This is a genomic window from Bacillus sp. JJ1566, from assembly GCF_036962685.1.
Lineage (GTDB): Bacteria > Bacillota > Bacilli > Bacillales > Bacillaceae_L > Ferdinandcohnia.
In genome coordinates this window covers 1-12140 of record NZ_JBALOP010000089.1, presented here as the reverse complement: position 1 = coordinate 12140, position 12140 = coordinate 1, and the positions used below count along the sequence as shown (strand labels likewise).

Genomic DNA, 12140 nt, shown 5'->3' with positions numbered 1-12140 from the left:
GTTTTTACAGGAATATCCAGTTCTGATAGTAAAAAGAGTCTTTATGATATGGGTTTTTACAGATATATCCAAAAGTCATAGTATAAAATGTGTTTATACCATAAGTTTTTACAGAAATATCCAAATGTCATTACATATAGTGTTCTTATGCTATGACTTTTTGAAGTAATTTCCAAAAGTGGTGTGACAAAATAGATTAGTGGTACTTGATGGGCTGTAACCGATCTGAGCATGTCCGTCAAGAAAGGTTTCACGGTACAAGCTAAGGAAAAAAACAGTCCGAGCGTGCCCCATGATCGTGGGATACCTAAAAAAAATGCACCAGGATGCGGTTGATTTTGCTATACTTGAAGAAAATGGAATTATATGGAGGGAGGCGCTCGGATGAGTCGGACCATTTTAATTGTGGATGACCAGCCTGATATTGTCGAGTTGCTAAGTCTATATTTGGAAAAAGAGAATTATAGAATCCTAGAAGCCTTTCATGGCGGAGAGGCACTACAAATCATTCAAGAAGAAACCATCGATCTTATGCTTGTTGACCTAATGATGCCAAACATTAACGGCTATCAGCTCATTAAAAGAGTTAGACAGGACCTGCACATTCCAATCATTATTATTTCAGCTAAGAATGACGATAACGATAAAATTCTCGGACTCGGGCTTGGAGCAGACGACTTTATTTCGAAGCCTTTTAACCCACTAGAAGTAATTGCGCGGGTTCAGGCACAGCTTAGAAGAAGCTATAGCTATAAGCAGGAGCCTACAGCCGATAGTGAAAGCCTTCAAATTAAAGTGGGCGATATTGTCTTAGATGAGAGTTCCTTTTCAGCGATTAAGGGCGACGCCGCAATCACTCTTACAAAAATCGAATATCGCATTCTTGAATTATTAATGGGCTCTCCTGGAAGGGTCTATACCAAACAACAAATCTTTGAAAAAGCATGGGATGATTACTACATGGGGGGCGAAGAGGACAACACGATCAATGTCCACATCTCAAAACTAAGAGAAAAGCTCGAGGAAAATCCGAAAAAACCAACCTACATAAAAACAATCAGAGGGTTAGGCTATAAATTCGAAAAACATAGATAGAAACAGATGAATCGATGAGGAAGAGAAAAATGAAAAAAATGCTCTATCGGATTTTTCCGGAAAAAGAAGGGATTATCCCATATGTATATATTGCGAACATTGTCATTCCGCTCTATTTTTTATTTCAAGAATCACATGGGAAATTGCTATTTGGTTTGATTTTAATGGCGATCCTTGTTGCAGCTTATCGGCAGGCTTACTGGAGTCCAAAGCACGCACTTATATTTGTTTTTGCCCAAGTAACAATCATTCTATTATTTGGTTTTATGTATGATCCATTGTATACTTTTATGATTTTCATTGTGGTGTATCAGGTGACGCGGCTTCCCATGCATTGGATGTATGTCGTGTGTGGCCTTTTCACGTTTTTCACTCTTATCCTCGTCTATCAGGTGGTGCTTTCAGGAGAATATTACACCATCCTAAATTTAGGTCCACCAATATTCGGTGGCAGTATCCTCCCCTTTATTATTAGGGGGTCCATCAAGTATAAGGAAATGAGTGAAGACTTAAGGAGAACGGCAGACGAATTAGAGCAGAAAAATCGAGAAATGACGAGACTGGAAGAAAGCAAAAAGCAAATGCTTGCCGACATTTCGCATGATTTAAAAACGCCAATTACGACGATACAGGGATATTCCAATGCATTATATGAAGGTTTGGTTTCAGATGAAGAACAAACGAAAAAATACTTAAAATACATTTATGACAAATCCATTCGTGTTACATCCTTAGTTGATGAGCTTTTTATGTTTTCTAAATTAGATAGCCCAGATGTGCCCATTCAGAAGAAAAATATCAATATTTGTGAATTTTACCGCGGGGTCATTGCGGAGCATTTTGATTTATTTGAGGAAAAGGAAATGGAGCTAGACATTGACATTCCTGATGAAAAAATAATGTGTCGATTTGATCCAAAACTACTCGACCGAGCCATTTCAAATCTTCTTCAAAATACGACTAAATACAATCCAGACGGGACGGAAATATATCTTAAATTAACGAAAGCGGAAGAAAAAATCGTAATCGAAGTCGGTGATAATGGTACGGGCATTCGCGAAGACATCGCCAAAACATTATTTGATCCATTTGTAAGAGGGGACAAAAGCAGAATGAATGACGGTGGGTCGGGTCTGGGTCTCGCCATCACAAAAAAAATCATCGAACTCCATAACGGACCGATCCGTGTTGATACCACACCAAAGCGTGGAAAAACAAACTTCATAATTGAACTCCCTATCGAGTCGTCCTGAACACCAATTAGCAGACCAGATCCCAAAGTTGATTTGGTCTCTTTTCTATTATTTGCAAAATACCCAAGTCTTTACAAAACCTTAACACATAGCTGAATGATCCTTAAAGGTAGAATGTTAATTTAATATTGACAGACAGTCGGTCTATAGAGGAGGACTAATAATGAGAAAAGAAGCAGACGAACGAAAAAACGAAATACTTGATGCTGCTGACGAGCTGTTCAGTCAAAAAGGTTTTGATGGAACGAGTACAAACGATATTCTCAAAAAGGTCGGAATTGCACGGGGAACACTCTATTATCATTTCAAGTCAAAGGAAGATGTTATGGACGCGTTGATTGATCGGTATAGTGTTCGACTTATAAGCACCGCACAGGAAGTTGCTGCAGACAAGAGTATTCCTGTAGTCAAGCGTATGATACGCGTTGTTTTATCAATGAATGTAAGTGGCAGAGGCAGTAAGGACATGTTCGATCATATTCACAAGCCCCAGAACGCACTTATGCATCAGAAAATCCAAAAAGTCATTATCAACGGTGTTACACCCATCCTAACCGGTATCATCCAAGAGGGCATTGAACACGGACTTTTTAGTACGCCTTATCCGTATGAATGTATGGAAATGCTTGTTACATATTCAAATACCGTTTTTGATGATGATCTGGTAGAGATGACCGAGGAGGAGCGTGCCTCTAGAGTACAAGCATTAATATTTAATGGAGAAAGGCTACTTGGTGCAGAAAGAGGAAGCTTAATGAGTGTTATGCAAATGTTTGGGAGCGAAAATAATAAGTAAATTTTATAAAATCCACAGGAAACTGCTAGAAGTAAAAACAGGGGTGACATATGTATTTTAGACTAATCCGAAATGACATAGTAAAAAGCAAAGTAATAACTTTTACAACGATGATTTTTGTCGCTGCAGCATCAATGCTTGTGTCACTCGCAGCGATACTTATTGTTAATCTGACAGGTGCGCTAGATATGTTAATGACAAAAGCCGAAGCGCCACATTTTATGCAAATGCATTCTGGAGAAATTGATAGGGATCGACTTAAATCTTTTGCAGACCAAAATGATAAAGTCGAAGAATATGAGATAGTAGAGTTCCTAGGTATCGATGGCTCTCAAATTATTTTAGGAGATAATTCGCTTGCCAATAGTGTTCAGGATAACGGCCTTAGCATACAGAATGAAAAATTCGATTATCTTCTTGATCTTGACGGCAACATCATCAACGTATCTGATGGTGAGATTTACGTTCCAGTTGCCTATATGAAGGACAAAACTACAAAAGTCGGTGATAAGGCTGTAATTAGCGGGAAGGAATTTACTGTAGCGGGATTTCTCCGTGATTCGACGATGAATTCCTCGCTCTCTGCATCAAAACGATTTCTTGTAAGCGAGAATGATTTTGCAGAAATAAAGGATCTAGGTAGTATCGAATATCTGATTGAGTTTAGATTAAACGATTTTTCAGAAATAGGGGAATTTGAATCGGAATATGCATCAGCAGGGCTTGAAGCGAACGGCCCAACCGTGACTTATTCTCTATTCAAAATGATGAACGCCATTTCAGACGGGATGATGATTGCTGTTATCCTTCTAGTAAGCGCTCTGGTTGTTGCCATCGCATTTATGAGTATACGTTTTACGTTACTTGCTAAAATCGAGGACGACTACCGTGAAATTGGTGTAATGAAAGCAATAGGACTTCGTCTTTCCGATATTAAAAAGATTTACGTTGCAAAGTACGTAAGTATAGCAGCTGCTGGTAGTATTCTTGGGTTTATTTTCTCATTGTTGTTCCAAGGTAAACTTCTAGAAAATATTAGATTGTATATGGGTGAAAGCGAAAATTCTTCTTTTGCCCTAGTTTTAGGAATCATTGGCATCCTGCTTGTATTTCTTGCAATTGTAGCTTATGTAAACTTTGTTTTGAAGAAATTTCGGAAAATATCCGCTGCACAGGCCATTCGCTTTGGAACTTCTCCGGAAAAGAAAGCTGGTGCAAAGCGTTTTTCCTTAAATGGAAACAAATTGTTTAACACGAATATATTCCTTGGAATCAAGGATGTTCTCGCACGAAAGGGACTTTACACAACAATGCTGATAGTCCTTGTGATTTCGTCATTTATCATCATTGTTCCGCAGAACCTGTACAACACTATATCTTCAAAGGGCTTCATTCAATATATGGGAATTGGAGATTATGATCTACGTATTCAGAGTAATAATTCTGACAAAACGGATGAAATCGTAAAAACGGTAGAAAGTGACAGCTCCGTTTCCAAGTATACGGTTTTGACAACAAAGACTTTTAAAGTAAAAACAAATAATGGGACTGAGGAAAATATAAAAGTTGAGCTCGGTGACCATTCGGCATTTCCTATCGAGTACTCTGAAGGTAGAGCACCTATCCGTGATTACGAAATCGCCCTTTCGATTTTAAATGCTGAAGAGTTTGGAAAAAAAGCGGGAGATATCATTACACTTGTAAGTGATGGGAATAAAAAAGAACTTACGGTTACTGGAATATATTCCGATGTTACGAATGGTGGTAAAACCGCAAAGGCTGTATTCACCGACAATTCGGCAAATATCATGTGGACCATCATCTGTGTCAAACTCTCGGATATATCACTTGTAGACAGCATGGTTTCGGCATACTCAGACCAATTTGATTTCGCGAAGACTTCAGACATCAATGAATTTGTTTCCCAGACTTTAGGCTCAACAATAAGTTCCGTGGAAGTGGCTTCATACTCAGCAATTGCTGTTGCGCTTGTTATTACAATACTGGTTACACTGTTGTTCATGAAAATGCTTGTTGCAAAGGACAGGAATTCCATAGCCGTATTGAAGGCCCTTGGTTTTACAAATTCGGACATTAAGGTGCAGTATTATTCACGATCATTTGTTGTACTGATTATCGGAATTGTTCTCGGCACTCTTCTCGCGAACACGCTCGGCGAGATTTTTGCGGGCATGCTCATCGCTTCGTTTGGAGCATCAACGTTTGATTTTACGGTCAATCCGGTTCAGGCATATTTGCTTAGTCCGCTGATGATGGCAGTCATGGTACTTCTCGCAACAATGTTTGGTACATCGAGCGCGGGACAAATAAAAATTTCCGAACATATTAAGGAATAGGAGGAGTAGGCATTTGAAGAAGATTCTAATAGGTGATCATATAATAAAAATGTTCGGTGAGGGAAATGAACAGCGCAATGTTCTTGATGGAGTATCTGTTGAAATTAACGAGGGTGAGTTCGTTACGATTATGGGACCCTCAGGTTCTGGGAAATCAACGCTACTGTTTGCACTAAGTGGTACGGACAATGTTGATGGTGGTAAGGTTCTTTTTGACGGTAAAGATTTATCAACATGCTCTGAGAACGAACTTTCGGATATACGTCGTAATAACATGGGATTTGTTTTTCAGCAGCCGACGATGCTTAAAAATTTAAACATTATCGACAATATTATCTTACCAGCTATGCGTGATAATCGAAAAAACGTTACAAAAATTTCAGAGAAAGCAAGCTCACTAATGAAGAGAGTGGGAATTGCGGGACTTGAAAAGCGTGACATTACACAGGTTTCAGGAGGTCAACTTCAGCGTGCTGGGATATGCCGTGCCCTGATGAATGGCCCGGAAATTATCTTTGGTGACGAGCCAACTGGAGCGCTTAACTCAAAATCTGCGCAGGAGATTATGGACTTATTTTCCGAAATCAACGCAGCCGGCACCGCGGTTATGCTTGTCACTCACGATGCAAAGGTTGCAGCTCGGTCGGAACGCATTCTCTTTATGCGAGACGGTAGTATTGTGAACGACTTGAAACTTCCGAAATATGACCGGACGGATATCGATCTTAGGGTCGAAGAAGTAACAGCAAAGATGTTAGAAATCGGAATATGATTGGTAGTTTTACAATTTCATAGATATCGTAAAAGGCTTGGGTTGCATCTGTAATCCAAGCTTTTTGCTGTGTTAAATAATCTTAATAATGATATAAGACTCACTTAAGGTTGAGTTAAGGTTCGCTGTCTATGATAAGGATAACAAAGCAAAGCGAAATGAAGAGGAGGAACTTAACATGACTCAAAATGTAATTGAACTTACAAATATATCAAAAAGCTATGGAGACGTAAAAGCAGTGGACGGCATTACCTTACAAGTCAAAAAAGGAGAGATACTAGGAATCATCGGTGCAAACGGTGCAGGAAAATCCACCACCCTCGAAATCATGATGGGCATTCGCAAGCCAGACGCAGGAACCATAAAAGTCCTTTGCATGAACGTTGAAGAAGCATCAAATGAAATCAAGCAAAAAATCGGAATTCAGCTTCAACAAACAGCCCTTTACGACCGAATCAAAGTCAAGGAAGCTTTGAAACTATTCAGCTCCTATTATGATAAAAAACGAGACTTACAGGAAATCATCGAAACACTCGGGCTTGAACCGTATCTAAACAAATATGTTAAGAATCTATCAGGTGGATGGCAGCAACGCACATCCTTGGCATTAGCGCTCGTAAACGATCCAGAGATTATTTTTCTCGATGAACCTACGACAGGCTTAGACCCACAGGCTAGACGCGATCTCTGGGCCTGCATCAATCGCTACCGTGACGAAGGAAAAACGATTCTTCTTTCCACACATTATATGGATGAAGCGCAAAAGCACTGTGACCGAATCGCCATTATTAAAAAAGGAAAATTAGTAGCTTGTGATCAACCACAGAATCTGATCGATTCTTACCTGCAAGGTGCAGGAACGATGGAAGATGTGTACTTAAAATACGCGGTTTAACTTTATTCAGCAAGAGTCTTCCATTTATACGTTTGGGAAATTATTTTGGTGGTTATAACCTGACTGAATAAAGTTAATGCCTCCGGCGGATGCCACAGATTTTCAAAGGAAGTTTTTCGAGCATAAGATCAAAGACTAAGAACGCCACTTCCTGATGTCTTCGTCTTTGTGACCCACCTCGTGTGGGCCTAAAAAATCTGGGCGCAAATACGCCAAGGCGCATTTGATTTAATAAGGAGGAAAAACAAATGCAAACTATTATTACACATACACAAATGGAATTAAGATTATTTTTTCGCGAGACATTAGCTTTATTGTTCACCTTTATCGTCCCAGCCGTCAGCTTTATCGTGTTTGGATTCATGTTTGAATCGAATACTTACGAAGGGCTCAATTACTTTCAAGCCTATATTCCAAGCATGATCGCCATTATTATTTTTACAACAGCCTTTTTCTCCATGGGACTTCAAATCGTGATTGACCGTGAAAAAGGAGTATACAAACGCTTAAAAGGTACACCAATCAATCAAAACGCGATTTTTACAGCAACGATTTTAAAAGGCTTTATCGCCATTTATGTTGGCGCAATTGAAATTTTATTAATTGCAAAGTTCGGATTTGGTTCAGAGTTAACTGCACATCCTTTTGAGTTTTTTGTAGCCTTAACATTTAGTGCAATTACGTTTTTCTCAATTGGCTTTATCGTTTCAAGTGTGACAAAGCGCATGCAGACAGCATTAGGCATTGCTATGATTGCAATGTACCCAATGATGTTTTTATCCGGGGCAACCATTCCATTAGAAACATATCCTGAAGTGCTTCAAAAAATTGCTGCCGTCGTACCATTAACCTATGTTGTAAACGTCCTAAGAGATGGCTGGAACGGTACACTTTTCACATCAGATGGACTTTTTGACATCGGAATCTTATTAGGAATTCTAGTAGTATCCACAAGCATCGGTTTAAAATATTTCAAGTGGACGGATTAAACCATGGTGCCTATTTTTAATGGACAGTGTCAAACGTCTATACACTTTCGATATAACGGACGTATCTTATTAGTGTAGGGCATACCTCCTCAGATGTTAGCGTATTTAGTGCGAGAGAAATCTCGCACCTTTTTTTGCTTCCACCTTTTTATCAAACTTGATACTATAGGAGATAAGGAGGCGTAATAATGCGAATCTTATCAACATTTATTCCAATTGAAGAAATTACAGAAAACATGAAAAAGGCGTTTCCAGATGAAGAGTTTATCTATTGTGAGGATATTAAAGAAGCATTACCTGAACTACATAACGCAGACATTTTACTAACATACGGGGAAGACTTAACCCCAGAACATATTGAAATGGCCAAAAATCTAAAATGGATCATGGTAATCTCAGCGGGACTAGAGCTAATGCCATTTGAAGCAATTAAGGAAAAAGAAATCCTTGTTACAAACGTTAGAGGCATTCATAAAATTCCGATGGCTGAATACACCCTGTCCATGATGCTACATATTACAAAGAAAAACCTGAAAATCGTGGAGCAACAAAAAAACAAAAACTGGGATCGATTCACCCATTTTCCTGTTGGTGAGCTACACGGTAAAACAATCGGAATCTTAGGTGTCGGTGCCATCGGTGGAGAAATTGCGAGACTCGCAAAAGCTTTTAACATGAAGACCATCGGATTAAATCGCAGCGGCAACAAACATGAATTTATCGATGAAATGGTTCAATTCGATGGGCTCAATTATGTTTGTGAAAACGCCGACTATCTTGTTTCGGTCCTTCCAAGCACCAGTGAAACAAAATATATCCTAAACGATTCCCATTTTGAATTAATGAAAAAAGAAGCGATTTTCATCAATATTGGGCGCGGCGACTTAGTAAAAGAAGAGGTCTTACTACGAGCTATGGAATCAAAAAAGATTTCACACACAGTATTGGATGTATTTGAACAGGAACCACTTCCTAGCGTTCATCCATTTTGGACACTTGAAAATGTGACAGTCACGCCACATATCTCAAGTAAGTCAAATTATTATCAACCAAGATCCTTTGAAATCTTTGAAAAAAATCTTCATATATATAAGCAAGGTGGCAGTGAATTTATCAATAAAATTGACTTGAACCGGGGGTATTAAGATGAAAATCTATACAAAAACAGGGGATAAAGGGACGACCTCATTAGTATATGGGCAGCGGGTTTCAAAAACGGATCTGCGTGTTGAAGCATATGGAACCTGTGATGAAGCAAATTCCATGATTGGATTAGGCTTAAGTCACTTACATGAGTGTCAATTTGAAGGCAAAGAAGAGGTTGAGCAGGTTTTCAAAAAGGTTCAAACGACCTTGTTTCACGTCGGTGCAGAGTTAGCTACACCTGCAGGGAAGGAAGTCAAATGGAAGGTTTCGCAAGAGGATGTTGTTTTATTAGAGGAAACAATAGATAAATGGGATGCCGAAAATCCCCCACTTACAAACTTTGTTCTACCTGGTGGCAGCCAAGCGGGAGCGATCTTCCATGTTGCGAGAACGATTGTGAGAAGAGCTGAAAGAAATGCTGTAGCAGTTGGAGAAGAGGTTAATCCACTGGTGGTCTCATACTTAAATCGCCTTTCAGATTTTCTTTTTGTAGCAGCTCGCTATGTCAATCATAAGCTTGGCCAAAGTGAATCAACACTCCATCAATGAGATTTTCGGCAAAAAAAGCTTATTTCATTGGATTTAGTCATATAGTAATGGTAGATATGTTGACAAAAGCGGCCTAAGCAAGATACACTAATTATAAGGATTATAAAGTAATAATGTTTACTAGAAAAGAGGTGCATGGGGGTGTCTGAAAATCTTTTGAAAGAAGCGCTTGATACGTTGAAAGAAACCGGGGTTCGAATCACTCCGCAACGTCATGCGATATTAGAATATCTAATTAATTCAATGAGTCACCCGACTGCAGATGATATTTATAAAGCACTTGAAGGAAAGTTCCCAAATATGAGCGTAGCAACTGTATATAACAATCTACGTGTATTTCGTGAAGTTGGCTTAGTGAAGGAATTACCTTACGGAGACTCTTCAAGCCGTTTTGATTTTATCACAACACAGCACTATCATGTGATTTGCGAAGAATGTGGTAAAATTGTGGACTTCCATTACCCAGGATTAGATGAAGTAGAAGCTTTGGCTGCACATGTAACTGGCTTTAAAGTTAGTCATCATAGAATGGAAATTTACGGCTCATGTCAAGAATGTCAAAAGAAAGCAGCACACTAAAAAAGCTAACAGGGCATCCTGTCAGCTTTTTTCTTTTTATTGTCTAGGTCAAGGCGCCTTCTGTCAGCTCTCGTCTTATGCTTGTCGCCGATAGGCGGGCGCTTATCACTTTTCTACTTTACTGTATTTTTTACTATTGTATTTCTCATCAAACTCTTTTCCTTCGAGATCCGGATCAAGTGTTAATGGTTCCTTACAATACATACACACATCTACTCTGCCTAACATCTTAGTTGGCTTTTCACAAGATGGACAGACTACCTGAATGGTTCGAGTTGAAAGCAAACCAATCCAGAAATACACGACTGTACTTGCTAAAATAAAAATAAGACCAAGAATCATAAAGATTGTCATTAAAATAACATTTTCTCTAAAAAAGATTCCACCGTACATGACAATAAATCCAGCGAAAATCAAAGCAAGAGCAAAAGAACGAATTTTATTAATTTTACTTGAATATTTTACACCCATTTTTCATACAACCTCCTAGATATACTATACAATATAAAAAAGAAAGATAAAAATAAAAAAAGATTCTGCTTAAAATGTGCAGGGTTTTATTTTTTATGCGTCGAAATATATTAGCATCGGATTTGAATGGAGGAAATCAAAATGGAGGATTTACTTCGACCTCTTTACCAAGAAAGAGCAAGCCACCCCAATACCCTAGGAGTTATTTTAATCGAAAAGGGGAAGGATGCTTTTACACATACAGATTACTTTGATAAAGCCCTACTTGTCATTGTAAAAGAGGCAGAGAAAAATGTGTTTATTAAACATTATGAATATGATAATAACAAAGCATCCTTGTATACAGTAAAAGAAAGCCAAATGAATGAATGGCTCTTATTCGGTTCCAACCGGAAGATCGTAAACTGGATCGTGAACGGAAGAATACTATTTGATCGAAATGATTACATCACCAACTTAAGGAACGAGCTGCATGAATTTCCAGCTGCCGAAAGACAAATTAAAATGGGAATCGAATTTGCAAAACTAATTCGTCGATACCAGGACGGAAAAGCATTTTTTAATGCCAACCAACATCTAGATGCCTATAATTATGTCATTCATGCACTTCATCACTTAGCACGTTTGGCGATTATCGAAAATGGTTTTCATCCGGAGATAACCGTCTGGAATCATGTAAAACAAATAGATCCACAAATTTATAAATTGTATATTGAACTTTTAGAAAGTGAAGAATCACTTGAAAAGCGTCTAGAACTTCTCTTCCTAGCAAGTGAATTTCTCATACATTCCAGAGCAAAAAGTGGAGCCGGTCATATCCTAAATGTTCTATCTCAAAGAAATGATTCCTGGACATTCGGTGAGATAATGGAACTCCCTGAGTTTAAAGTATACTCGGTCGACCTAGAAGTATATCTTGATTTCCTTGTGGAAAAACATTTTATAAATGTAGAAACAATCGAAACAAAAGGAAAAGGTATTTTTCATAGAACATACAATGTAAATAGATAAAATCATTGAACCTCTTCATCATAATTGAAGGGGTTTTTATTATTTTAGAAAAATATCTATTTTAGTGTTGACGGATTAATTGCCCCCGTGTTATATTAGATTTCGCCGCTGAAAGACAGAAACAAGCCGGCAAAAACTTTTGAAAAATATTATTGACATTAATAAATCACCATGATATATTAAGAAAGTCGCTTCTGAGCGGCGAGTCAAAAAAGTTCTTTGAAAAC

Annotated in this window: 12 protein-coding genes; 11 read left to right on the top strand and 1 reads right to left on the bottom strand. The window is 38.4% G+C overall.

What is annotated here, in order from left to right; all coding sequences use genetic code 11:
• The first annotated feature begins 384 nt into the window (after window positions 1-384).
• From V7112_RS23570 to perR, 10 genes are all read left to right on the top strand, one after another.
• On the top strand, window positions 385-1095 hold the full coding sequence (locus V7112_RS23570; protein ID WP_335424382.1) for a response regulator transcription factor: 711 nt from the start codon (window positions 385-387) through the stop codon (window positions 1093-1095).
• A 29-nt stretch (window positions 1096-1124) separates the two neighbouring features.
• Window positions 1125-2348, top strand: coding sequence for a sensor histidine kinase (locus V7112_RS23565; protein ID WP_335424381.1), 1224 nt, complete (start codon window positions 1125-1127; stop codon window positions 2346-2348).
• A gap of 163 nt (window positions 2349-2511) precedes the next feature.
• Window positions 2512-3144 carry a TetR/AcrR family transcriptional regulator gene (locus V7112_RS23560; RefSeq protein WP_335424379.1) on the top strand — a complete coding sequence of 211 codons (633 nt, stop codon included), beginning with the start codon at window positions 2512-2514 and terminating at the stop codon, window positions 3142-3144.
• A 50-nt stretch (window positions 3145-3194) separates the two neighbouring features.
• Window positions 3195-5501 (top strand): ABC transporter permease, encoded by a 2307-nt coding sequence (locus V7112_RS23555; protein ID WP_335424376.1) that lies wholly within the window; start codon window positions 3195-3197, stop codon window positions 5499-5501.
• A gap of 13 nt (window positions 5502-5514) precedes the next feature.
• Window positions 5515-6273: an ABC transporter ATP-binding protein gene (locus V7112_RS23550; RefSeq protein ID WP_335424374.1), complete on the top strand. Its 759-nt coding sequence runs from the start codon at window positions 5515-5517 to the stop codon at window positions 6271-6273.
• A gap of 178 nt (window positions 6274-6451) precedes the next feature.
• On the top strand, window positions 6452-7168 hold the full coding sequence (locus V7112_RS23545) for an ABC transporter ATP-binding protein (protein ID WP_335424372.1): 717 nt from the start codon (window positions 6452-6454) through the stop codon (window positions 7166-7168).
• 248 nt (window positions 7169-7416) lie between these two features.
• Entirely contained in the window at window positions 7417-8157 is a 741-nt protein-coding gene (locus V7112_RS23540; RefSeq protein ID WP_335424370.1) for an ABC transporter permease, read from the top strand.
• 188 nt (window positions 8158-8345) lie between these two features.
• A complete protein-coding gene (locus V7112_RS23535) occupies window positions 8346-9302 on the top strand; it encodes a D-2-hydroxyacid dehydrogenase (RefSeq protein WP_335424368.1) in 957 nt (318 codons plus the stop codon).
• Window position 9303: 1 nt separating this feature from the next.
• A complete protein-coding gene (locus tag V7112_RS23530; protein WP_335424366.1) occupies window positions 9304-9852 on the top strand; it encodes a cob(I)yrinic acid a,c-diamide adenosyltransferase in 549 nt (182 codons plus the stop codon).
• Window positions 9853-9987: 135 nt separating this feature from the next.
• Window positions 9988-10431 carry a peroxide-responsive transcriptional repressor PerR gene (perR, locus tag V7112_RS23525; RefSeq protein WP_438823946.1) on the top strand — a complete coding sequence of 148 codons (444 nt, stop codon included), beginning with the start codon at window positions 9988-9990 and terminating at the stop codon, window positions 10429-10431.
• Window positions 10432-10536: 105 nt separating this feature from the next.
• Here the strand turns inward: perR and V7112_RS23520 are convergent, their stop codons facing one another.
• On the bottom strand, window positions 10537-10902 hold the full coding sequence (locus V7112_RS23520; protein ID WP_335424363.1) for a YgzB family protein: 366 nt from the start codon (window positions 10900-10902) through the stop codon (window positions 10537-10539).
• Window positions 10903-11043: 141 nt separating this feature from the next.
• On the opposite strand from V7112_RS23520, the gene V7112_RS23515 reads away from it, so the two are divergent.
• Entirely contained in the window at window positions 11044-11913 is an 870-nt protein-coding gene (locus V7112_RS23515; protein ID WP_335424361.1) for a nucleotidyltransferase-like protein, read from the top strand.
• Window positions 11914-12140 lie beyond the last annotated feature (227 nt).

Excerpts from the sequence above, each read along its gene's own strand:
- V7112_RS23570 (WP_335424382.1), top strand. The coding sequence starts at position 385 with ATGAGTCGGACCATTTTAATTGTGGATGACCAGCCTGATATTGTCGAG.
- V7112_RS23540 (WP_335424370.1), top strand. The coding sequence starts at position 7,417 with ATGCAAACTATTATTACACATACACAAATGGAATTAAGATTATTTTTT.
- perR (WP_438823946.1), top strand. The coding sequence starts at position 9,988 with ATGGGGGTGTCTGAAAATCTTTTGAAAGAAGCGCTTGATACGTTGAAA.
- V7112_RS23535 (WP_335424368.1), top strand. The coding sequence starts at position 8,346 with ATGCGAATCTTATCAACATTTATTCCAATTGAAGAAATTACAGAAAAC.
- V7112_RS23545 (WP_335424372.1), top strand. The coding sequence starts at position 6,452 with ATGACTCAAAATGTAATTGAACTTACAAATATATCAAAAAGCTATGGA.
- V7112_RS23565 (WP_335424381.1), top strand. The coding sequence starts at position 1,125 with ATGAAAAAAATGCTCTATCGGATTTTTCCGGAAAAAGAAGGGATTATC.
- V7112_RS23530 (WP_335424366.1), top strand. The coding sequence starts at position 9,304 with ATGAAAATCTATACAAAAACAGGGGATAAAGGGACGACCTCATTAGTA.
- V7112_RS23560 (WP_335424379.1), top strand. The coding sequence starts at position 2,512 with ATGAGAAAAGAAGCAGACGAACGAAAAAACGAAATACTTGATGCTGCT.
- V7112_RS23515 (WP_335424361.1), top strand. The coding sequence starts at position 11,044 with ATGGAGGATTTACTTCGACCTCTTTACCAAGAAAGAGCAAGCCACCCC.
- V7112_RS23520 (WP_335424363.1), bottom strand. The coding sequence starts at position 10,902 with ATGGGTGTAAAATATTCAAGTAAAATTAATAAAATTCGTTCTTTTGCT.
- V7112_RS23555 (WP_335424376.1), top strand. The coding sequence starts at position 3,195 with ATGTATTTTAGACTAATCCGAAATGACATAGTAAAAAGCAAAGTAATA.